We start from the raw sequence: 22,369 nt of genomic DNA, 5'->3' as shown, positions 1-22,369 counted from the left end.
ATCCCGCTCCCTGACAATTGGCGCTTTCCGGTTAGACCACCAGGAAATCGCGCATCATGCCCATATCTTCATGCTCCAGGTTATGGCAGTGGTACATGAACAAACCTTTAAAATCCTGGAAGGGCTTGATGATTTTGACCCGCTCGCCCGGCATCACCAACACCGTGTCTTTCCAGCCGCCTTCGATAAAACCCTCTTTAACCGTGGCGTAATCTGCGCTTTCGTTATTGGCGATAGTTCGGCTCAGGATTTGAAAATATTGGCCGTGCAAATGAATCGGATGGGCCATGGACATCATCATACCCATTCCGCCTCCCATACCGCTCATACCGCTCATACCGCTCATACCGCCCATGCCGCCCATCTGATGCCCACCGGCTTCTGCGTTCTCGCCGCCGTGGCGCATGCCCATCATACCCATGCGCCGGTGCTCACCTTCGCCCTGGTTGTTATCACCATGCCGCATATCACCCATCATGCCCATACCGCCCATTTTGTGGGAACCGGCATCGGCCTTCTCGGCACTGCTGTGCTCGCCACCGGCTTTATCGCCGTGTCCGCCACCGCCATGCGCATGAAAAATTTCCAGCAATTGCACGGTATTTACGGGAATGCGCTCGCTCGGCAAAATATCGTTATAAGCATAAGGCCGGCCATTTAAAACCATGCGCATCGGCCCTTCCGAAATAGCGATGGGCACCGGTTTACCGGGATTGGCTGTGTCGTTTACGCTGTAATGGTTAATTTTCGCCAGGCTGTTAGGTAATTTCGGACTATCACTTTGCTGCCGGGTGACTTTCACCGTAAAAATCGGATAGTCGCTACCCACCGGTATGGCGCTAGCATGCATACCCATGCCGCCACCCATACGGCCATGATCGCCTTGACCACCGCCCATCATCCGTTCGGCCATGCCCGGCAATACGCCGGAAAAAGAACGGCTGCGCAACACCAACTGAGAGCCAACTTTACGCCCGCTGAAATCCGCCCAAATATCCAAACGCTCGCCGGGGGCCAGCATCACGTAAGGTTTATTGACCGGTGCTTCCAACAAACCGCCATCGGTGCCGATGACGGTGATAGGCGATTTGTCGTCCCAAGCCAGTTTGTAGATGCGCGCCGTTGAGCCGTTGAGGACGCGGAAACGATACGCTCGACTGGCGACGTCGAGCTGAAAATTGGCCAGACCGTTCACTAAAATCCGGTCGCCGTAAAAACCCATCATTCTGTCGTGCATGGCATGCACATATTGCAATTGATTATTCGCGTCGAACTTGCGGTCCTGAATCACGATCGGCACTTCGTATTCGCCGCCGGGCAGTTCCAGGCGCCGTTCTTCCTCGTCGTTAACCAAAATCGCACCCGCCAAACCGTGATAAACCTGCTTGGCTGTGGTGTTGTGCGGATGCGGATGGTAAATATTCATGCTGGCACGATTAAGCATTTCAAATTCGTACACAAACACTTGGCCGCTGTCTATCGTGTACAGCGGATGCCCGTCCACTTCCGCAGGTACATGCAAACCATGCCAGTGGGTAATACTCGGTTCGTTAAGCTGATTATGCAGATTGATTCTGATCTTTTGGCCCTTTTCGAAGCGCAGTATCGGCCCCAAATAAGAGCCGGGAATTTCCGCTAAAGTCTGCGCCGGTCCCTTCACCAACTTGGCAAAATATTGCTGCACGCGCGTGGGCTGGCCGGGCAAAATAGCCACCGCGTTTGGTTTGCAGATCAAATCCAATTCCACGTCCGGGTGAAAATTGGCCGAGGCTTTGCGCGGCGGCATCGTCGGCATCTCGGCCATGTTTTCCATCGCTCTCAGCCATGCGGGCGCCGCAGCCCACGCCATTAATCCCGCTCCACTTTGTGCAAAAAAGCGCCGACGTGACGTATTGATTGAATAAGACATATACCCTCCTCAAACGATTTTTTATAGTTATACGCCAGGCGGTTGGCACCGGATGGCGGAATCAACGGCGTAGCACAACCGTCAATATTAGTCTAGCCTAATTCAAAGGTGATGGCGGGGCGACATTGGCAACGCTTCTCTGCGCGGCGTATGGCTATGAATGCGGTTGCCTATCAAACCGAGCGCCAACAAGGCGGCCAATCCTGCCAAGCCTCGTCGCCAGGCACGTTCGTCATCCTGCCACAGCTCTAACGATGCCAATAGTTGCCAGCTCAGCGCGTTAAACAATACATAAACCGCCACCAGTATCACGAACCAACCAAACCCGCGGCGTAACGCCGTCGCGCTGATGAAGTTGGATAACCAGCCACCCAGAAAACTGCCCATTACCGCACCCGCCGTCACCAGCGCCATCAAGGGAATATCCAGTTGGGCGTGATTCGCGTAGCCGCTCAAGCCGGCGCTGGCGTTCATGACAATAACCAGTAAAGACGTACCGATAGCCGCCGGCATCGGCAAACCCACCAGCAAGGTCAATGCCGGCACGATCAAAAATCCGCCACCGACCCCAACCAAGCCGGTCAGCCCGCCGACCAAAACCCCGTCGAACAACAATCGCAATACCGGTGTTTGTAAAGGACACATCGGTAGCGCCTGCTCAACAGCCGGCTGGCTTGGCGCTTTCTTGAAAATCATCGCCAGACCCGTCAACAATGTAATCGCGCCAAAAAACACCATGAGCCATTCCCCGGAAAAATGGCCGGCCAAGCGGCCACCGCCAAATGCGCCGAGCATCCCGGCCAAACCGAATACCAGCGCACTTTTCCAGCAGACATGGCCGCGCCGAGCATGCGGGATCAACGCCATCAGGCTGGAGACACCCACCACCACAAATGAGGTGACGATCGCGGTCTTGGGCGGTACATGCAGCACGTAAACCAGCATCGGCACCGTCAAAATCGAACCGCCGCCGCCCAACAAGCCCAACAGCAGGCCGATACAGATTGCCAAGATTAGCGTCAGGATCATCGGCTAACTCCGCCTATTCGGCAGGCGTCCCACAGGACTGATTGGCCGGCAGCGCCTGATCGATGAACTTGGGATACGCCAGCTTCAATTCGCTCATGATGCCGATAAACTCGGCGCGAGTGCGCCCCTGGCCCAAACGGGTGTTTTTTGCCATTTCCTGTTTGATGGTAGACACGGTATTACCCTGGTAATCATGCCCCGGATACACCAGCGTATCAGGCGGTAATGTGAATAACTTGCCGGTGATGCTGTCATACAGCTGGCCGGCATCGCCTTGCTGGAAATCAGTGCGCCCGCTACCGCCGATCAACAAGGCATCGCCGGTAAACACCCGATCAGCCATCACATAACTGACGCAACCGCTGGTATGGCCGGGGGTATGCCGCACCTGAATATCCAGATCGCCCACTTGCAATAACACCCCGTCGGTGACCAGCAAATCCGCACAGAGCGCGCCAGCATCCCGATGTACCACACTCTTGCTGCCAAGCTTTTCCCGCAACAATCCAGCGCCGGTAATGTGGTCGGCGTGCACATGGGTTTCGAATGTGTAAATCAGCTTGAGGTTCAGGCTTTGCAGCAAATCGATATAAATCGGCAGCTCCGAAGCCACCGGATCGATCAGACAGGCGCGACGGCTGCGTTCGCATCCCAACAAATAACTGTAGGTGGAGGTTTCTGTTTCGAAGAGTTGTCTGAAAATCATGACCCGCCTCATTAAGCGCAAAGTAAAAAGAATATAAGTGCTGTATATCAATACTCGTGCCAGTTTACCGGCAGTATTTATATCCGCACGGCCCACAAATCCAGCGCTATCCAGCATGGGATAAATAGATATATACCTTTGTTTTAATTGATTATTTTAGTTTTCTTACCTTAAAGAATTAAGTCGATAGGTTTGATGAAGCGGTCTGGCGCCGGCCACGCCTGGCGTTTCAATATGAAATATTGAAACGATGCTGATACACTTGAAACATCACTGAAACAAAACGAGCTTGAACGCATGGCATCTTCTTCCCCCCTATTCAAACGCTGGCTCGGCCAAATCGGCGCCGATCAAGTCGTAGAAGTGTTGACCGATTTATTCGAAAGCGGCGCAGCCTTTATCGTAGACAGCAATAGCGACATTTTGCTGTGGAGCAAAGGCGCCGAACAATTGTTCGGCCTGAACGCAACCGAGACCGTAGGCAAGCCTTGCAAAACCGCACTGAATTGCGACAGCGGCAACGATCCCTGCAATCTGGCCGAACTCGGCATCGTCAAGTCGCAAGCAGTGCGGATACATCGCCCGGATGGCCGGACGCTGAATTGCTATCGAACCGCGCGCGCCTTCTACGACAACAACGGCGGCTTCGCCGGGGCGATTGAATTTCTGCAACCACAAAGCGACATAGCGCCCGAGCAAAAACCGGACGACAGCGACAGCTTTCACGGCATTCTGTCGCGCGACCCGGCCATGAAAGAGGCCATCAAAATCATCCGCAACGTCGCCGAAACCGAAGCCACCGTGTTAATCCGCGGCGAATCCGGCACCGGTAAAGAGATGGTGGCGCATGCCTTGCACCTGGAAAGCCCACGGCACTATCAGCCGTTTTTGGCGATCAACTGCGCGGCCTTGACCCCCAGCCTGTTGGAAAGCGAATTGTTCGGCCACGTCAAAGGCGCATTTACCGGCGCGGTGCGTAATCATGCCGGCTTGTTTCAACGTGCCAACGGCGGTACTTTATTTTTGGACGAAATAGCGGAGTTGCCACTAGAGCTGCAAGCCAAGTTGCTGCGGGTGATACAGGAACGTAATTTCACCCCGGTGGGCGGCGATAGCGCGGTCAGCGTGGATGTGCGGATTATTGCCGCCACGCATAGATCGTTGCGCGAAGAGGTTAAGGCCGGGCGGTTTCGAGAAGATTTGATGTATCGCTTACGAGTGGTGCCGATCTTTCTGCCACCGCTACGCGAACGTCGCCAGGACATCAGCCTGTTGCTGCAACACCTGATAGACCGGCATAACACCCAAGGCCATCGCCATATCGACCGCATCGCGCCGGAAGCGATGCGCCTGTTGCTGGATTACCGCTGGCCGGGTAATGTCCGGGAACTGAATAATGTCGTCGAATACGCCTATGCGGTAGGCCGCGGCAGTGAGCTCGGTATAGGCGATTTGCCACCCGAGTTTCGTGAGCCGCTTAGACCGGCAGCAACGCTTGACCAAAACTCTGCCCCGCGTCCAAAAAGTCAAAACGAAGCGGAATTGATCCGCGAAGCCTTGGAAAATAACCCGGACAATCTGGAACAGGCCGCGCAATTTGCAGGGATGAGCCGGGCGACTTTTTGGCGGAAACGGCGGAAGTATGGGCTATAGGCTCGCTCAATTGGCAGGTTAATCACGTCAACGCCGCGCAAATATCGTATTGACGTCCCATTGATTGCGTTTTATGGTGTAGCTCCAGTCATCAATGGGACTCTATTCATGCAAGCACCCACTCTAAAACAGGAAGCGCTGGAATCGATTGACCGTTTGCCTGACAACGCAGACATGGACGAAATCATGTATCAGCTGTACGTCGTCGACAAGTTACGCAAAAGCCGCAAAGCTATCGCTGAAGACCAATTCATTCACCACGAAGAGTTAAAGCGCGAAATCGAACAATGGTGATTGTTTGGTCAAAACCCGCACGCGAAGACCTCCACTCGATACATCAATTTATTGCTCGTGATTCCAAACTCTACGCAAACCGCGTAACGCAAGACATTCTCGCTAAAGTCGATGTACTGGCGATCATGCCAAAGCTGGGTAGGACAGTCTCCGAAATTGGCGAGGAAAATGTGCGCGAAATCGGCGTATATTCATACCGGATACTTTACGAAATAATCGGCGAAACCTTATATATCCATGGTGTGATTCATAAGCGGCGAGACTTCAAACAGGAATATCTGCAACGGGAATAAGCATTGAATGGCTAAACGCAGACTGCTAATGCCGCCCCACCATCAACTCGATTTCCTCGACGATTTCTTCCTGGCGCAGCCGGTTGCGTTGCCGTTGTAATTCTTCGCCGCCGCGCTCCAGATGCCGCAACGCGGTTTCCATCTGCATCAGCCGCATGTGGTTTTCGACACGAATCGAGCGTAACAATAAGGCCAGCAAGGTATGAAACAGATAATGTTCGGCAACGCCTTGAGCCACTTCCGCTGCCGGCGCGAAAGTCAACGGCGGGTTTGGCCGGGCGTGGCTGGCAACATTCGCCAGAGGCCAAAGGCGTTGGCTGCGCGCCCCTTGTTCGTCACGAATACAAGCTATCAACCCAAATTCGACGCCGCGCAGCTCTGCCACCGCCGCCAGAATACTATCTATCGCTGCCAGCGCATCCAGACCGCCTTCGGCACCGCGCAGCCGTTGCAATGCGGCGTGCTCCTCAACCATTGGGTGCAGGCGTTCGCCAAGCAGAATCAGAGGGCACTGCTGATCGGCATTTTGCCGCCAGTAACGGATCACGTCTTCGTTAAAGCTGCCGCAAAAGCCGCGCACGGAACCGAATAACAGCCAAATGTCTTTCGCGGGCGCGCTTAAAGCCGGCTCCGGCAAGCTGTCGGCCAAATCGGCCAAGGCCGTTTCCAGCGATTGCACAACTTGTTGCTGCGCGGCTTCGCGCTTACCCACTTTCCGCAGCTCGGCCAAGGCAAAACTGCGCATGGCGCCGAGAATGCCGGACAAATCGTCGAACAAGACTAAGCGCGCCTCGACTTCCCGGCGCTGGCTCATGCTTTATCCGCCAAGAGTTGCCGCAACACTGACAACCATTGTTTTTTCGGCGAATCCAAAGTCAACGCATCCGGCAATTTTGCCAGTAACCCGGCCAATACGCCGGCCGCCTGTTCCGGTTTGAGGTTTTCCAGTAAACCCTCGCCATAGGCCAGCAACCAGGCCAGATGCGCGCGTTCGGACAAAGGTTGCAAACGGTCCTGTTTCAATATTTCCCGCAGCAAACGGCCGCGTTGCAGTTTTTCCTCGACACCGGCTTCCAAACGGGTGCCGAAGCGGGCGAACAACTCCAGCTCCAGAAACAGCAAATAATCCAAGCGGATATGCGCGGAAGCGGTTTTGATGGCCGGATGCTGAGCCTTGCCGCCGATGCGCGACACCGAACGGCCGATGTCGATGGCCGGCAGCATGCCTGCCGCGAACAGCTTGCTCTCCAGATAAATCTGGCCATCGGTGATCGAAATCAAGTTAGTGGGGATATACGCCGACAGCTCGCCCTGGCGGGTTTCGATAATCGGCAAGGCGGTCATGCTGCCGCCGCCATAGGCTGGCGACAATACGGTGGAGCGCTCCAGCAGCCGGGAATGCAGATAAAAAATATCGCCCGGATAGGCTTCCCGGCCTGGTGGCCGTTGCAATAGCAGCGATAGCTCGCGATAGGACTGAGCGTGGCGCGTCAAATCGTCATAGACCACCAAGGTGTCGCGGCCCATGCGCATCCAGTGCTCGGCAATCGCGCAGCCGGCAAACGGCGCCAGATAGCGAAAACCCGGTAAAGCGTTGGCTTCGGCGACCACCACCACAGTATAGGCCAGCGCGTCGGCCTGACGTAGCGCTTCTAGGGTACCGGCGACGGAAGAACGCGGCTGGCCGATCAACACCATCACGCACAATACATTGCGGCCGCGTTGATTCAGAACCGCATCCAGAGCCAGCGCACTTTTGCCAATGCCGTCGTCGCCGATGATCAACTGGCGCTGGCCCTTACCGATGGGAATCAGCGTATCGACGATCTTACAGCCGGTGTATAAAGGTTCGGAGACGAAATCGCGCTCGATGATGGGCGGCGCGGCAGCTTCCAGTGAGCGAAACTGGCGCAATTCCGGCGGCGGTAAACCGTCCAGCGGACTGCCGAGCGGATCAACCACCCGTCCCATTAAAGTATCGCCAACGCCAATTTCCAGCTTACGCCCAATGTGTTGCACCGCCATGCCGGCGGTGACGCCACGGTTTTGCGACAACAGAATCGCTCCCAACACTTCCCGGCCCAACTGAAACACCAAGCCGGTGCTGCCGTCGTCGAAACCGATCAGTTCGTCCAGCCGCGCCGTGGGCAAGCCGCGGATCCAGGCGATGCCATCGCCGATGCCGGCCACGCAGCCGCGCTCAGATAAGCGCAAGCCGAATTGGTAGGGTTTAACCGACTCAACCATGATTGGCTTGGCGCCGGAAAAACGCCAGTTCGTCGGCCAGATTGGCGTGCAATTGGCATTCGCCGACTATGGCGCGCAACCCGGCAATCAAGGCCGAGTCTTCCTTGAAGGTGATTTGCAAGGTTTGTCCGGCAGCAGTCGACAAGGCCTCCGTCACTCGCGCTTGATCGGCTTCGCTCAACGGGTGCGCGCTAAGCACTTCGACCGCAGAAGCGGCAATCAACATAGCAGCGGCTTTGCGTAGCGCCGCTAGCTCGCTGTCCGGCATATCAAGCAGGTCCTGCAGAAAGACCTCGACGATGCGCTGCGTCAATTGCGGCGAAGCCAGCCGTTGCAACATAGCCGCAGCTTGCCCGTAAGCCGCGCCCGCAGCTTCCCTTATCAAAGCGGCTTCCCGTGCCGCAATCAGCGTCTGGTTGCGGACGCGCAATTTAGCTTCTTCATCGGCTAGGGTTTGTTTCAGATTCTCCATTGCAGTATTGCGCAACTGAGTTAACTCTTCGTCTAGTTGGCGGCGACTGGTCTCCTGTTCTTGATTCCAAGCGGCTAAGCGTTGTTCGTATTGTTGACGCAGGGCTTCCGCTTGGTTGCGCAATTTTGCGGCCTGCTCGGTTTCGTCTTTGATGCGCTGCTGCCGGGCATCGAGCATGGCCAGCACCGGCCGGTACAGAAAGCGTTGCAGTATCCACACCAGGACTAGAAAGTTGAGGATTTCCAGGATAAAGGTTGTCCAGTCGAATTGCATCATGGATGGGTAACCCGTTTTGTTGGATATGAACTTGCGGCGTTGTTCCGAAAATACCGCCGATCTTTTGTTTATCCGCTATCTTAAACCCCGCAATGGTTTCGATGTCTGAAAATTTAGCCTGCGCAGTTTGCCGCTTAGGCACGTCTTGAGGCTCGAATACTTACGGCTTAGAATACGGCCCGCCTTTCCAGGCTAGAGCAGATTAGATGGAAAGTCCGAACCCACTTAGCATTTCTTTACCCTATGACCTCTTTGCAAGAACATCTGTCACACCCAAAGTATCGTCCGGATATTGACGGCTTGAGAGCCATTGCCGTGCTCTCGGTTATCGCCTTTCATGCCTTTCCCAGCAGTTTGCAAGGCGGCTTTATAGGTGTAGACATCTTCTTTGTGATTTCTGGCTATCTGATTTCGACCATCATTTTTCAGAACCTGGAAAAGGGTACTTTCAGCTTCACCGAATTTTATGCCCGCCGGGTTAAACGTATATTTCCGGCACTGATTCTGGTGTTAGTAGCCTGTTACGTCTTCGGTTGGTTCGCGCTGTTTGCCGACGAGTACAAGCAGTTGAGCAAGCATATTGCCGCAGGCGCAGGATTCGTTTCCAACATTGTGCTGTGGAGCGAGGCCGGCTATTTCGACAACTCCGGCGAGACTAAACCCTTGCTGCATCTCTGGAGTTTAGGCATTGAGGAACAGTTTTACATCGTCTGGCCCTTGTTGCTTTGGTTTGCCTGGGAGCGGAACTTCAATCTGTTGACCATTACGGTTCTGATTGCCATCGTCTCTTTCGGCCTGAATATCACAGGCGTCATCGCCCATCCTGTCGCGACGTTTTACTCTCCGCAAACCCGGTTTTGGGAGCTGTTATGCGGTAGTTTGCTGGCCTGGATGACGCTCTACAAGAAAGACTCGTTCTCTACTATCAAGCTGAAGCTCGACGGTTGGCTGGCAGGCGCGGTTTATCGAAACTCTCACGCCGCCGACGGCAAAACACTGGCCAACGCGCTTTCTATTCTGGGCATGCTGCTGCTGGCCTTCGGTTTTTTCATCATCAATAAAGAACTCAATTTCCCTGGCCGTTGGGCGGTGATCCCGATGTTGGCTGCAGTCATGATCATATCGGCCGGGCCGAATGCCTGGGTTAATCGCATCGTCTTATCCCACCCGCTGGCGGTCTGGTTCGGCTTGATCAGTTTTCCGTTGTATTTGTGGCACTGGCCCCTGCTGTCTTTTGCGCAAATCATCGAGACCGACGTACCTAGCATGAATATTCGAGCCATTGCGGTGTTGCTGGCCGTGGCATTGGCTTGGCTGACCTACAGACTGGTGGAAAAACCAATACGTTTGGGTAGCCACAGCAGAGCCAAGACCGCGATACTGCTGCTACTGATGCTGGGTATCGGCTATGTCGGTTACGCTTCATATTCTCGGGACGGACTGGGTTTTCGTAAAGCCGATGCGCAGACCAAAACCAAAATGTATGCCGACGTAAACGGCACAGTGCTCTACAACACACCGGAGGACTGGGTCGATGAGCGCTGTAAGACGGTATTGGAAGGGGCCAGTTACAATTATTTGATGTGCCGCTTTACCACCGCCACCCCAAAAATGCTGGTGGTCGGCGATAGTCACGCCGCGCAATTTGTCTACGACTCCATTTCCAAGGGCTCGAACGATCTGGCATTGGTAGGTGTCAATGGCTGCCTGCCATTCATCGATCTGGTGAGCATTAATCCGACGGAAGAATTTGCCGAAAAATCGACAAGATGCCGGGTAGTGGTTCCTATCGTGCTAAAGCTGCTGAAGGAATTCCCATCCATTCAGCGCGTAGTGTTTGCGACCAGAGGCGCGATGTACATAGAAGGTTTTGGCTTCGGCAACACTGATTCTAAAAACCTGTATCGGATTGTTAGAAGCCCGGATGATGTGTTGACGGAAAATTACAATCAATTTGTTTCCGGCTATGTCGCAACCATCAATGAGATTTTAAAGCTGGGCAAAGTGGTGGTTTTTATTGAAGACGTACCGGAGATTGGTATAAGCGCTAAAAACTGTGTGGACGAGCGCCCACTGCGTATTACAGACAAAGCGCTGCCCGAGTGCGATGTGTCCAGAAAGTCTTTTGAAGAACGCAATATAAACTACAGACGAGCGGTCGATGCTATCAATGCCGCCACGCATAAGCGGATTAAGATTTTTCCCGCCTACGAATATTTATGCGATGAATCGACTTGCAGCGGCATGCACGATGACATGTCTTATTTTTACGATGACGATCATCTTTCCATGCGCGGCAGTAAATTTATTTTCGACAAATTTACTGAATGGTTGGACAAAGAGTCCAAGTAAACGATTGGAGCAATCTGCGTTGAGTTATTTTAAAAAATACTCAAGCAGAGGATTTCTAAACAACACAATCAGGGCCACCACCAAACAATAAATCGCCAAGGACTCTATCATCGCTAAACCGATGAACAAGGTCCGGGTGATGGTCTTCTCGGCTTCCGGCTGGCGAGCAAGAGCTTCTAGCGCGGCGGCGATGGCTTTGCCCATTGCCAGAGCCGGCAGCATCGTGCCTAGGGCGATCACCAGCCCGGCCACGCCGGTGGAAATCATGCTGAATAAATGGATGTCATTCATGACTATTCCTCGGGAATGGCGGATGTATCGGATTCGCCAGGTTCCAACGCACCAGCGATGTAAATCAGCGCCAGCATACCAAAGATATAGGCCTGCACCACCGCTTCGATTACATGCAGCATCAATAACGGCACCGGCACCAGAAAGCCGGCAATCAACAATACCAGCAAGGCCGCCATTTCCAGACTCATGATGTTGCCGAACAGGCGGATGGCCAAAGCCAGGGTGCGGGTAAATTCGCTGATGATGTGAAACGGTAACAGGATGATACTGGGTTCGGCGTAATGGCGAAAATGCTGACGCCAGCCGCGATCACGGATCCCGAACCAGTGAGTAGACCCGAACACCAGAACCGCCAAGGCGGCGGTAGCGGACAAGTCGCGGGTGGGCGCATGCAGTTCCGGAATTAATCCCACCAGATTAGCCACCAACACAAACAGCCACAAGCTGGCCACGAACGGCAACACCCGCCGCACTGAAGCCGCCGGTAAGACTTCGGCAATCGCGCCTTCTATCGCCACGACCACGGCTTCGAGCAAATTTCGCAATGAAGATGGCTGACGGCTGAAGCGCAGCAACAAGATTAACACCACAAAACCCAGCATCACGCCCCAGGTAGTCACGACCGTGTTACTGATCGGCAGTGGACCGAGTTGAAAAACAGTATCGGCTGCCGACTCGGCGTTATTCATGTCCGCACCTCGAATTAAACAAACAGAACAGCAATCTAGGTTGAGCAGAGCACAGCGAAGCCCAACAAAATATAAATGTTGGGCTTCATTGCGTTCAGCCTAGCCTACCCTTTACGACAGCCTCGCTGGAATAAGCTTTAAGCACTGATTTATTCAACAGCCAAGTATTGACCGGGGGCCAACGGACTTTCGTAGCGGACGCCTTCCCGGAAAAACTGCTCGGGATTGGAAGCAATTTCGCGGGCGGCCAGGAATTGCGCATAGTAGTTACGGGAGGCGAAACCGAAGGCCGGACCGTCATAGGTATCTACGATACGCACGAAGTCACTGCCGACTTGGTTTTGGGCACGCTTCATCCCGCCGATGCCGTGGTTGTATGAAGTTACCGCCGCCGGCCAATCACCAAGCTTACCGTAAGCGTAACTCAGATACCGGGCCGCGCCGTTGGCGGACACGAAAGGATCGTAACGTTGATCGACGCGATCACCGCCGGGCATGAAGGTTTTGGCGGCAGCCTTGGTAAATTGCCACATGCCGACCGCTCCGGCGGAGGATTTGGCGGATGGTTGAAACGAAGACTCTACGTGCGGCAGATAGGCCAAGTCTTCAGGCAAGCCGGCATCGCGGAAGGTTTTTCTAAACTGCAAATCATAGCGGCCGCTGATCTCCAAGCCGCGTTTAAAACGCTCGCGAGTGCCGCGCTGCGAACGCAGTCTGTCGCTAAGGCCAGGCAACACGCTATTTAGCGATCTGCCGTTACTTTCCAGCTTGGCGATCAATTGCCGGTCGTTGGCGTTCAAGGCCGCGCCATAACGCACTTTACTTTCCAATTCCGCCAATTGGGCTTTCCAATACTCGCGGCGCTGGCTGATCATGTCTTTTTGTTCTGCCGTCAGGCCTTCCGCAACGTAGCCCGGTAAGGTCATCACTTCGTAGACGACATCCAAATAACGGTCGTCATGAAAAGCCACTTCGGAACGCTGCCAGACCGCATAGGTTTTTCGCCAGAAATCCACGGCCGGCTCCAACGCTGCCGGTTTTGGGAACGTCCCCGTATAAAATGCTGGTTTATACAGCGTCGGTTGCGGTTGATAAGACGGTCGCTGTTGGACGATATTCGGCCTTACCGACGCCATTTTCTCTCGCTTTACCGGCGAACTGCTGGTGCAAGCATTTAATAAAAATAAGGCTAATAAGGGAAGAGCTAAACGCAGCAAGGGTGGTTTCATTTTAGTCTGGTTATTGAGTGCAACGTTGATCGATGTAAAGTTTGCTACGCCGAAGAGCCGTAAGATATTCCTCGTGTATTTTCAATAAATAATAGCGCTCATTTCGAATTTTCGTGAAGAATAAATCCGAAAAAAATCAGCTTTTTTCCTGCAAAAATCGAAAAACGTTATAAGCGCCAAGCACAATACCCAACACGATCAAACTGACAGTCCAGCGCACCGAATAACCGGTAGCCAATGTATCCAACCACCGCCCCAAATACGCACCTGCGACGATAGGCGCTACAAACAGTAAACCCAGGGTGCCGCCATAAAACAGCATGCCAACCCAAGTCGCCGGGCGTCGGGTTTTATCTTCCAAGCGACGCAGATCGCGACGAGTGTGTTCGATTAATTTGTTGCGAAAACTCATGGCACTATTCCCGCTGATCCGCGACTACTCAATTCGGCTAGGCGCCGCACCAAAGAATGTTCAATTTCCGACAACGTCGCCCGCGCGGTATGTACTTCTGAATCGGCCAGGGCCATTTCTGCGGCGAGTCGTTCGCAGATGCTGTCGCGGTCTTTGCCGAGAAAATAGCGTACCGTCGTCACGGTCAGTTGATTGTCGGCAAAGCGCAGCACACCGCTGGGCAAGGCCAAATAATGCCAGACATCGGCTTGATCGCAGAAACGGGCCAGCCCGTATCTCAACAAAGCCACGCAGTGAATATGCCCCGCCAAAATCCCGAAACTGCCGTCGGCATCGGCACCGATAAACTGGGTAACGGTATCGAAATGCTCGGCGCCACGACTATCCAGCAAAGTTAACGCAAACCCGTTCATGCCGACATTGCCCCTTTCATATAGCAATCGGCTTCGCTGAGCTGGTCATATTGGCCGCCCATAAATGCTTCGCAGTCGGTGATGGTTTGCGCCAGCGGCACGCGCACGCCCGGCATGCCGGTGTGATCGGCTACGGTGGTAAACGGTTGGGTCAGATAGCGTTGCAAGCGGCGCGCCCGTTCGACGATTCGGCGATCCTCTTGCGAGAGCTCTTCGATACCGAGCATGGCGATAATATCTTCCAATTCCCGATAGCGCGACAAATGCTCGCGCACGGCACGAGCCACCTGATAGTGCCGGTCGCCCAGGATATGGTGATCCATGATCCGGCTGCTGGATCGCAAAGGATCTATGGCCGGATAAATGCCTTTGGCGGCCTGTTGCCGCGACAAGATGACCACGCTATCCAGATGCCCAAGGATGGTAGCCACTGCCGGATCAGACATGTCGTCGGCCGGCACATACACAGCCTGCACCGAGGTAATGGAGCCCGATTTGGTGGAGACGATACGTTCTTCCAGCGATGCAACTTCGGTCAGCAAAGTGGGTTGATAGCCGACCGTGGCCGGCATCCGCCCCAGCAAACCGGAAATTTCACTGCCGGCCTGCACGAAGCGAAAAATATTGTCCATCAGAAACAACACTTCGGTATCCAGCGTGTCGCGCAAATACTCGGCATACGCCAAAGCGGTGTAACCGACATGAAAGCGCACACCGGGTGACTCGTCCATTTGCCCGTAGACCAGCAGTGCTTTGGGTAATACGCCGGCATCGGCCATTTCATGCCAGAGTTCGTGGCCTTCGCGCATGCGTTCGCCAACGCCGGCGTAAACCGATACACCTTGCATCGCCACACTCACCGCGTGCATGAACTCCATCATCAGCACGGTTTTGCCGACGCCGGCACCGCCGAACAAGCCGGTTTTACCGCCACGCACGAACGGGCAAAGCAGGTCGATGACCTTGATGCCGGTTTCCAAGATTTGCGAAGCCGGCAGCGTATCGGACAGTAAGGGCGGAGAGGAGAGAATATTGCGGAAATTAATGTTAGGTAAAGGCTGGCCGCCATCAAGCGGGTCGCCGAACACATTGAGCATGCGCCCCAAACAACCGGGATCGACCGGCACATTTAAAGCGTCGCCACGATCAAACACCGGCATGCCGCGAAATAAGCCCGAAACCGAATGCAAAGCAATCGCCCGAATCAGCGTAGGCTCCAGATGCTGAAACACGACCAGCACATAGCGACCGCCACCGTTCACAACATCAAGCGCCTGACCGATTGGCGGCAGATATTCGCAACGCACATCGACCACCGGCCCCTGCGCGGCCTCAATCCGGCCCACCTGCTTCATCTCGCCTGTCATAGCAACTTGCTCCGACGCATAATCCCCCTAAAGCACTTGGATTAGCATATTTTTAAAATTCTTGCGCCCCATAGCGAAAAAAGCTTGCTACGGAATCGTCAGTGCTTGGATAATCGCATTAGATATTTCGCATATTTGCACTATGTCGCAAGCACCGATTAGCGCTGGTACACGGGGTTAGTTCAGGAACTTTGGACTTTATCACATTGCCCTAACAACGGAGTGTTGAAAAATGCCGGCGTTCCAACAGAAGGCAAGAAATATTCCGTTTATCCTCAGTAGCGATTTTTACGGGAAAGAGGGGGAAACATGAAACCAAAGGCAACGCAGTTAAGCTTTTGCTCAAGGTGCGGGGATGAAATTCCGCCAGACGAATTGCAATTTCTGCCAAATGCTTCGCTATGCGCTTTTTGCTACAACATGCAGCTGGAATATCGGGATATCCATCACTCAGGCGTTAAAATATCCAAAACCGTCTTAACCTTAGTGCCGCAAACCCCAAAGACTCAAGACAGCAACGCGGCCTAACCGCTTCAATCCGGTAGCAAAACCCTTAAACGCTGGTAGCCACCGGACTTAAACCCCCTATCATCGCTAAACTTTATAAAAAGCATCCTGTAACGGTATACGGGTTGCCTACTGTTTTATGTTTTTATAACCCTCTTCACTTTCACGCATGATTTTTTGGCCTTCCTCAACCAGATTGCGGCCTTCGTCAATCTTTATCTGACCCTCACGTTGCATCACTTGTCCGCGTTCGACCATTTGCTTACCTTCCTGCCAACGGCTACCCAACTGCGCAATGCCCTGACTATCCCGCAACATTTGTTCACCGGACAGAATTTTGTCCGCCTGCTTGGTCGGGGCGGCTGGCTCGCTAGCACAACCGGCGACCAGTAAAGTTAACAGAAGAACGGAAGTATTCGGTCTAACTCTGCGCATAAATATGTCCTCTTTTGATGCACTGGAAATGATGGAGAGAAATATTGCAAAACACCATGGTATCTGGCAATCATTTTTTCAAGTTGGTATGGCGTTTTGGTCTAATCGCCGCGTGAGGGTTTAGCTGACCACAGGGTCCATACCCCATAAACAATTAGCGCGAATACCAACCAGCTACTGACCAAAGGGCCCACCACGCCGTCGTAATAGGTGTTGACCAGAAACAGCGAATCCGCTTGCAAATTGACATTGAACAAATCTCTGCTCACTTTAATCTGCCAGACCCACGCGGCGTGACAACCGATACATAGACCCAGGCTTTGCGGCACCCGACTTCTGAGGATTGCTAAAAATAAGCCAACCACAAATAAAGCCAGCAAGGCGCTAATTATCTGGGGATTCAACCAGTTGGCAAAGGCTTCCGCCATTAATTTTAAACCACTGCCCGGCGTTAAATCGGCGTAAGCCAGTTGCGACTTACTTTTTAAAAAATGTAGCGCCGCATAATAGATTGAGCTAATTGTCACGGCTGCCATCATTGACATTTTCCGGCCTAAAGCCCCCAGCAGCAGGCCGCGAAATAGCATTTCTTCGCCGACCGCAATCAGCATCGCAAAAAACAAACCCAATCCGATTTTTTCAGCTATTTTGCCCACCGTCCAATGCCGGGTATCGTCCCAGATATGAACATCCAGCCAATACAGCGTCAACAGCACCGGCAGCAAGGTCAATAAGCCCAAGGCCAGACCTTGGCGCATTTGTTTGAAAAATATCGCTTTGGGCGCAAATCCCAAATCCGCCCAACTGAATTGCAGATAGTTCTTTAACGGAAAAATACTCAGCAGCAACAGCACCAAGGTAATTTTGCTGATAACTTTTGCCAACGGCAAAATATCGCCGGCAAGCCACAGCAAACCGAAACCCAGCAGGCTCGCAATCGTGGCGGCAATGACCAATATAAGCAACGGCAGCAACGCATAGACAATCCAGCGGATCAACGAAAATCTCCCCATAAGGTTTGCACAGCGGTCAATGCCGATAACACCGCAGTCTCGGTACGCAAGATCCGGGCACCCATTCGCACCGGAACGAATCCCGCCGCCTTGGCAGCTTGTCGTTCTTGCTCGCTAAATCCGCCTTCCGGTCCGGAGAGCAAGGTAACACAGGGATTTTCCGGCTTTAGGTCCGCCAGGGATTGCTCGGCATAGGGATCGAGAAAGACTCTTAAGCCTTGCTGGCTGGCAACCCAATCAGCTAAATTCGTTATCTCGCCAATTGGCGGACAATAAGTTCTTCCGGATTGTTCGGCCGCGTGCTGGACAATATGCTGCCAATGCTGCAAGCGTTGCTGTTTTTTATCGTCGTTGAATTTGATCACGCAACGCTCGGTTGCCAACGGCGTTAAGCAGGTGACACCCAGTTCGACGGCTTTTTGTACCGCCCAGTCCATCCGGTCGCCGCGAGAAATACCCAAACCCAGATTGATCGCCAACGATGATTCGACATTGCGCTCAACAAATTGCTCGATTTCTACCCGCACGATCTTACGACTGACCTCAGAAAAACGCCCCAGATATTCTCCGCCGTGGCCGTTAAACAGCACGATGTTCTGATCCTCCTTTAAGCGCAGCACACTGCGCACGTAATGCGCAGCATCGTCATCTAATTCGATGCGCCCACCCGCATTGAGCGGCTCAGCAACATATAAACGCGACACTCGCATTAGTCCTGCACCGCCAATTGGATACCTTGCCAGGCCACGTCTGCCATCAGTTGTATCTCCTGCTCATTGATCACATAAGGCGGCATGAAATAAATCACATTCCCCAAGGGCCGCAGCAACACTCCCCGACTCAAAGCATAGCGATAAACGGCCAATCCGCGCCGTTGCTGCCAAGGATAGGCCTCGCGCGTATGCTTATTTTTGACCAATTCGATTGCTACGATCATGCCGGTTTGCCGTACTTCGGCGACGTTGGGATGCTCCTTAAATCGCTCTACGGCTTTAGTCATTAACTCCGCCAAATACCGATTATTAGCGATCACATTTTGCTGCTCAAATATCCCCAGCGTCGCCAAAGCCGCCCGGCAGCCCAATGCGTTGCCGGTGTAGCTATGCGAGTGTAAAAAGGCAGTAAGATTTTGATAATCATCGTAAAAAGCTTGATAGACCTGATTACTGGTCAAGACCGCAGACAAGGGTAAATAACCGCCGGTCAGGCCTTTGGATAGACAGATAAAATCCGGGCTGATTGCCGCTTGCTCACAAGCAAACAAGGTGCCGGTACGGCCAAAGCCCACTGCAATTTCGTCGGCAATTAGATGTACCTGGTATTTATCGCAGGCTTCACGTAGCAATTTTAGGTACACCGGATGATACATGCGCATACAGCCGGCACATTGCACCAAAGGCTCGATAATTACCGCACAAACCTCATCAGCGTGTCGCGCCAAGGCTTGCTCCATGGCCGCGAAACGGCGGGTGGAATAGGCTTCCCAACTTTCGCCATCTTCGCGATAGTAGCAATCGGGTCCAGCTACCGTGATCACATCCATCAACAACGGCGCGTAGGTGTCCTTGTATAAAGCCACGTTGCCAACCGCCAAAGCCCCCAGGGTTTCGCCGTGATAGCTGTTTTCCAGTGTGATGAATTTGGTTTTCTGAGTTTGCCCGAGATTACGCCAATAATGAAAGCTCATCTTTAACGCGATTTCGACCGCCGATGAACCGTTATCCGCGTAAAAACATTTATCCAAACCCGGCGGTGTGATTTCCACCAGCTTTTCCGCCAGTGTTAACGCCGCCTCATGGGTAAACCCACCGAGGATGACATGCTCAAGCGTTTCAAGCTGCTCTCGTAGCGCTTGATTGATAATGGGATTGGCGTGACCGAATAGATTTACCCACCAGGAACTTATTGCGTCCAGATAGCGGTTACCGTCGAAATCTTCCAGCCAGACGCCTTGGCCCGATTTAATCGGAATCAACGGCAACGCATCCGCCGCAGATGCCCGAGCATCGTGGTCTTTCATCTGACTACACGGGTGCCAGAGCACGGCAAGATCGCGCTGAGCGATAGTTTGATTATTCATAGCTTGCATAAAAAAGGGGCTTGCGCCCCCTTTCCGGTTAGATTGATCTAAGCCTTAATAACGATAATGATCCGGTTTGTAAGGACCTTCCACCGGTACATTAATATACGCCGCCTGTTCTTTCGTCAATTCGGTTAGTTTTACGCCGATTTGCGCCAAATGCGAACGCGCGACTTTCTCATCAAGTTTCTTCGGCAATACGTAAACTTTGTTTTCATAGCTGGATGCGTTGGTCCAAAGCTCGATCTGCGCCAATACTTGGTTACAAAACGAGTTGGACATAACGAAGCTAGGATGGCCGGTGGCGCAGCCCAAATTCACCAGACGACCTTCTGCCAACACGATAATGCGCTTGCCGTCAGGGAAAATGACATGATCGACCTGCGGCTTGATGTTTTCCCAGGTGTAGTGGCGTAAGGACGCAATATCGATTTCCGAATCGAAATGGCCGATATTGCAGACGATAGCCTGATCACGCATCGCTTTCATGTGATCGTGAGTAATGACTCCGACGTTGCCCGTAGCCGTAACAAAGATGTTGGCAATAGGCGCTGCTTCGTCCATTGTTACTACACGATAACCTTCCATTGCTGCCTGCAATGCGCAGATCGGATCAATTTCTGTAATCAGAACAGTTGCACCCAATCCACGTAGAGATTGCGCACAACCTTTACCCACATCGCCATAACCGCAGACCACGGCAATTTTGCCGGCTACCATTACGTCGGTGGCACGTTTGATACCGTCGACCAAAGACTCGCGGCAACCGTAAAGGTTATCGAATTTGGATTTGGTGACCGAATCGTTAACGTTAAACGCCGGTACTTTCAGAGTGCCTTTCGCCACCATTTCGGTCAGACGCAACACACCAGTGGTGGTTTCTTCGGACAAGCCTTTCACATCCGCCATCAATTCGGGGAAGTTATTGTGCATCATGGTGGTCAGGTCCCCACCATCGTCCAGAATCATATTCGGACGCCAACCGTCAGGGCCAAGAATGGTTTGTTCGATACACCATTCCGCTTCCGCCTCGGTCTCGCCTTTCCAGGCAAAAACAGGGATTCCGGCAGCGGCTATCGCAGCCGCTGCATGATCCTGAGTGGAGAAAATATTGCAGGAGGACCAGCGGACTTCCGCACCCAATGCCGTCAGTGTTTCGATTAATACCGCAGTTTGAATGGTCATATGCAAACAACCGGCGATACGCGCGCCCTTCAGTGGCTGTTGAGAGCCGAATTCGGCGCGCAAAGCCATCAAACCCGGCATTTCGGTTTCGGCGATATTAATTTCTTTACGACCCCATTCAGCTAGGGCTAAATCGGCAACTTTGTAATCGGCTTGGCTCATAATGTTTTCCTGATCCGGATTAAATGCCCGCAGCATCTTTCAATGCTTCGGCTTTGTCGGTTTTTTCCCAGCTGAAGCTGGCTTCGTTACGACCAAAATGGCCGTAAGAGGCAGTTGGACGATAAATCGGTTTTAATAAATCCAATTGGGCAATCAAGCCTTTCGGCCGCAAATCGAAGTGCTCGCGCACGATTTGCACCAAGCGTTCTTCTTCGATTTTGCCAGTACCGAAGGTTTCGATGCTGATGGAAGTAGGCTCAGCGACGCCGATCGCGTAGGAGACCTGAATTTCGCAACGCTCTGCCAAGCCGGCGGCAACGATATTTTTTGCCACATAGCGCCCCATATAGGCCGCGGATCTATCCACTTTTGACGGATCTTTACCGGAAAACGCGCCGCCACCATGGCGAGCCATGCCACCGTAGGTATCGACGATGATTTTACGGCCGGTCAAGCCGCAGTCACCCACGGGACCGCCGATGATGAACTGGCCGGTAGGATTGATGAAATACTTAGTATCTTTGTGCAGCCACTCTTTCGGCAAGGTCGGCAGGATGATTTCATCCATTACCGCTTCTTCCAGTTGTTTGCCACCTATTTCCGGGGAGTGCTGGGTAGATAGAACGACCGCATCAATGGCGACCGGCTTGTTGTTTTCGTAACGGAAAGTCACCTGGCTTTTTGCATCCGGACGCAGCCATGTCAGGGTTTTATTCTTCCGCACCAAGGCTTGTCTCTCAACCAAACGATGCGCGTAGGTAATAGGGGCCGGCATTAACACGTCGGTTTCGTTGCTGGCATATCCAAACATTAAACCTTGGTCGCCGGCACCTTGTTCGTGATTTTCCGATTCATCAACACCCATAGCGATGTCGGCTGACTGTTTACCAATGGCATTCAATACCGCGCAGCTATTACCGTCAAAGCCGATTTCGCCGTTGTCGTAACCAATCTCGCAAACTACTTTTCTGACCAACTCTTCGGTATCCACCCAAGCATTGGTGGTAATTTCGCCGGCCAAAACCACCATACCGGTCTTGACCAGTGTTTCGCAGGCTACCCTGGAACGAGGGTCTTGAGCCAGCAAGGCATCAACGACAGCATCTGAAATTTGGTCCGCAACTTTGTCCGGATGACCTTCCGAAACAGACTCTGAGGTAAAAAGGTAGTTTTTATTCACGGTTACACCCTCGCCAAAATTAAAACTTGCGCATATAAAAAAAGGCCGCGCAAACGGCCTGTTATCTGTGGTGGGCCCTGTAGGACTTGAACCTACGACCTGCCGATTATGAGTCGGAAGCTCTAACCAACTGAGCTAAGGGCCCTTAATTATCTAGCCTAAGAACACTGAA

General features: G+C 53.0%; 23 protein-coding genes and 1 tRNA gene. 5 read left to right on the top strand and 19 right to left on the bottom strand.

Features of this window, described 5'->3' with window-relative positions; all coding sequences use genetic code 11:
- Nucleotides 1–31 precede the first annotated feature (31 nt).
- From ACWAU0_RS09585 to ACWAU0_RS09575, 3 genes are all read right to left on the bottom strand, one after another.
- Nucleotides 32–1,909: a multicopper oxidase family protein gene (locus ACWAU0_RS09585; RefSeq protein ID WP_458139015.1), complete on the bottom strand. Its 1,878-nt coding sequence runs from the start codon at nucleotides 1,907–1,909 to the stop codon at nucleotides 32–34.
- Between the two features lie 102 nt (nucleotides 1,910–2,011).
- A complete protein-coding gene (locus ACWAU0_RS09580) occupies nucleotides 2,012–2,938 on the bottom strand; it encodes a sulfite exporter TauE/SafE family protein (protein ID WP_205451490.1) in 927 nt (308 codons plus the stop codon).
- Nucleotides 2,939–2,951: 13 nt separating this feature from the next.
- Nucleotides 2,952–3,644 (bottom strand): MBL fold metallo-hydrolase, encoded by a 693-nt coding sequence (locus tag ACWAU0_RS09575; RefSeq protein WP_205451491.1) that lies wholly within the window; start codon nucleotides 3,642–3,644, stop codon nucleotides 2,952–2,954.
- A gap of 297 nt (nucleotides 3,645–3,941) precedes the next feature.
- Between ACWAU0_RS09575 and ACWAU0_RS09570 the strand changes: the two genes are divergently transcribed.
- The 3 genes from ACWAU0_RS09570 to ACWAU0_RS09560 all read left to right on the top strand — a co-directional run bounded on the left by ACWAU0_RS09570 (nucleotide 3,942) and on the right by ACWAU0_RS09560 (nucleotide 5,884).
- Nucleotides 3,942–5,297, top strand: coding sequence for a sigma-54 interaction domain-containing protein (locus tag ACWAU0_RS09570; protein ID WP_458139014.1), 1,356 nt, complete (start codon nucleotides 3,942–3,944; stop codon nucleotides 5,295–5,297).
- Nucleotides 5,298–5,405: 108 nt separating this feature from the next.
- The gene (locus tag ACWAU0_RS09565) at nucleotides 5,406–5,591 is read left to right on the top strand and encodes a hypothetical protein (RefSeq protein ID WP_171697394.1); all 186 of its coding nucleotides are present in this window, start codon (nucleotides 5,406–5,408) and stop codon (nucleotides 5,589–5,591) included.
- Nucleotides 5,585–5,884 carry a type II toxin-antitoxin system RelE/ParE family toxin gene (locus ACWAU0_RS09560; protein WP_458139013.1) on the top strand — a complete coding sequence of 100 codons (300 nt, stop codon included), beginning with the start codon at nucleotides 5,585–5,587 and terminating at the stop codon, nucleotides 5,882–5,884. Before ACWAU0_RS09565 ends, ACWAU0_RS09560 begins: the two co-directional genes overlap by 7 nt.
- Nucleotides 5,885–5,909: 25 nt before the next feature.
- Here the strand turns inward: ACWAU0_RS09560 and ACWAU0_RS09555 are convergent, their stop codons facing one another.
- The 3 genes from ACWAU0_RS09555 to ACWAU0_RS09545 are packed head-to-tail and all read right to left on the bottom strand — an operon-like array spanning nucleotide 5,910 to nucleotide 8,879.
- On the bottom strand, nucleotides 5,910–6,698 hold the full coding sequence (locus tag ACWAU0_RS09555) for a F0F1 ATP synthase subunit gamma (RefSeq protein WP_458139012.1): 789 nt from the start codon (nucleotides 6,696–6,698) through the stop codon (nucleotides 5,910–5,912).
- Nucleotides 6,695–8,131 (bottom strand): F0F1 ATP synthase subunit alpha, encoded by a 1,437-nt coding sequence (locus ACWAU0_RS09550; RefSeq protein ID WP_458139011.1) that lies wholly within the window; start codon nucleotides 8,129–8,131, stop codon nucleotides 6,695–6,697. Before ACWAU0_RS09550 ends, ACWAU0_RS09555 begins: the two co-directional genes overlap by 4 nt.
- Nucleotides 8,124–8,879: a F0F1 ATP synthase subunit delta gene (locus ACWAU0_RS09545; RefSeq protein WP_458139010.1), complete on the bottom strand. Its 756-nt coding sequence runs from the start codon at nucleotides 8,877–8,879 to the stop codon at nucleotides 8,124–8,126. Before ACWAU0_RS09545 ends, ACWAU0_RS09550 begins: the two co-directional genes overlap by 8 nt.
- 243 nt (nucleotides 8,880–9,122) lie before the next feature.
- Here ACWAU0_RS09545 and ACWAU0_RS09540 point away from each other — a divergent pair, with 243 nt between their 5' ends.
- Nucleotides 9,123–11,231, top strand: a complete 2,109-nt coding sequence (locus ACWAU0_RS09540; RefSeq protein WP_458139009.1) for an acyltransferase family protein — start codon at nucleotides 9,123–9,125, stop codon at nucleotides 11,229–11,231.
- Nucleotides 11,232–11,255: 24 nt separating this feature from the next.
- On the opposite strand, the gene ACWAU0_RS09535 is transcribed toward ACWAU0_RS09540, so the two are convergent.
- From ACWAU0_RS09535 to atpD, 6 genes are all read right to left on the bottom strand, one after another.
- A complete protein-coding gene (locus ACWAU0_RS09535; RefSeq protein WP_020483596.1) occupies nucleotides 11,256–11,522 on the bottom strand; it encodes a F0F1 ATP synthase subunit C in 267 nt (88 codons plus the stop codon).
- A gap of 2 nt (nucleotides 11,523–11,524) precedes the next feature.
- The gene (locus ACWAU0_RS09530) at nucleotides 11,525–12,214 is read right to left on the bottom strand and encodes a F0F1 ATP synthase subunit A (RefSeq protein ID WP_458139008.1); all 690 of its coding nucleotides are present in this window, start codon (nucleotides 12,212–12,214) and stop codon (nucleotides 11,525–11,527) included.
- Between the two features lie 149 nt (nucleotides 12,215–12,363).
- On the bottom strand, nucleotides 12,364–13,443 hold the full coding sequence (locus ACWAU0_RS09525; protein ID WP_503428546.1) for a lytic transglycosylase domain-containing protein: 1,080 nt from the start codon (nucleotides 13,441–13,443) through the stop codon (nucleotides 12,364–12,366).
- Between the two features lie 136 nt (nucleotides 13,444–13,579).
- Nucleotides 13,580–13,855, bottom strand: a complete 276-nt coding sequence (locus ACWAU0_RS09520; RefSeq protein WP_458139007.1) for an AtpZ/AtpI family protein — start codon at nucleotides 13,853–13,855, stop codon at nucleotides 13,580–13,582.
- On the bottom strand, nucleotides 13,852–14,268 hold the full coding sequence (locus tag ACWAU0_RS09515) for a F0F1 ATP synthase subunit delta/epsilon (protein WP_458139006.1): 417 nt from the start codon (nucleotides 14,266–14,268) through the stop codon (nucleotides 13,852–13,854). Before ACWAU0_RS09515 ends, ACWAU0_RS09520 begins: the two co-directional genes overlap by 4 nt.
- A complete protein-coding gene (gene atpD, locus ACWAU0_RS09510) occupies nucleotides 14,265–15,635 on the bottom strand; it encodes a F0F1 ATP synthase subunit beta (protein ID WP_458139005.1) in 1,371 nt (456 codons plus the stop codon). The genes ACWAU0_RS09515 and atpD overlap by 4 nt, the downstream gene beginning before the upstream one ends.
- A 309-nt stretch (nucleotides 15,636–15,944) precedes the next feature.
- Here atpD and ACWAU0_RS09505 point away from each other — a divergent pair, with 309 nt between their 5' ends.
- Nucleotides 15,945–16,163: a TraR/DksA C4-type zinc finger protein gene (locus tag ACWAU0_RS09505; protein WP_458139004.1), complete on the top strand. Its 219-nt coding sequence runs from the start codon at nucleotides 15,945–15,947 to the stop codon at nucleotides 16,161–16,163.
- A gap of 108 nt (nucleotides 16,164–16,271) precedes the next feature.
- On the opposite strand, the gene ACWAU0_RS09500 is transcribed toward ACWAU0_RS09505, so the two are convergent.
- The 7 genes from ACWAU0_RS09500 to ACWAU0_RS09470 form a co-directional block, all read right to left on the bottom strand.
- Nucleotides 16,272–16,577: a hypothetical protein gene (locus tag ACWAU0_RS09500; RefSeq protein ID WP_033157699.1), complete on the bottom strand. Its 306-nt coding sequence runs from the start codon at nucleotides 16,575–16,577 to the stop codon at nucleotides 16,272–16,274.
- Nucleotides 16,578–16,678: 101 nt separating this feature from the next.
- Nucleotides 16,679–17,575, bottom strand: coding sequence for a CPBP family intramembrane glutamic endopeptidase (locus ACWAU0_RS09495; RefSeq protein ID WP_458139003.1), 897 nt, complete (start codon nucleotides 17,573–17,575; stop codon nucleotides 16,679–16,681).
- Nucleotides 17,572–18,300 (bottom strand): 16S rRNA (uracil(1498)-N(3))-methyltransferase, encoded by a 729-nt coding sequence (locus ACWAU0_RS09490; protein WP_458139002.1) that lies wholly within the window; start codon nucleotides 18,298–18,300, stop codon nucleotides 17,572–17,574. The genes ACWAU0_RS09495 and ACWAU0_RS09490 overlap by 4 nt, the downstream gene beginning before the upstream one ends.
- The gene (locus ACWAU0_RS09485) at nucleotides 18,300–19,670 is read right to left on the bottom strand and encodes an adenosylmethionine--8-amino-7-oxononanoate transaminase (protein ID WP_458139001.1); all 1,371 of its coding nucleotides are present in this window, start codon (nucleotides 19,668–19,670) and stop codon (nucleotides 18,300–18,302) included. The genes ACWAU0_RS09490 and ACWAU0_RS09485 overlap by 1 nt, the downstream gene beginning before the upstream one ends.
- 54 nt (nucleotides 19,671–19,724) lie before the next feature.
- The gene (gene ahcY, locus ACWAU0_RS09480) at nucleotides 19,725–21,017 is read right to left on the bottom strand and encodes an adenosylhomocysteinase (protein WP_171697381.1); all 1,293 of its coding nucleotides are present in this window, start codon (nucleotides 21,015–21,017) and stop codon (nucleotides 19,725–19,727) included.
- Nucleotides 21,018–21,036: 19 nt separating this feature from the next.
- A complete protein-coding gene (gene metK / locus ACWAU0_RS09475) occupies nucleotides 21,037–22,197 on the bottom strand; it encodes a methionine adenosyltransferase (protein WP_171697380.1) in 1,161 nt (386 codons plus the stop codon).
- A 68-nt stretch (nucleotides 22,198–22,265) separates the two neighbouring features.
- Nucleotides 22,266–22,342 (bottom strand) — tRNA-Ile (locus ACWAU0_RS09470).
- Between the last annotated feature and the right edge of the window lie 27 nt (nucleotides 22,343–22,369).

Source organism: Methylomonas sp. Uni0009 (assembly GCF_054188105.3).
The sequence above is the reverse complement of the archived record's forward strand: the minus strand, read 5'-3'. Positions and strand labels throughout refer to the sequence as shown.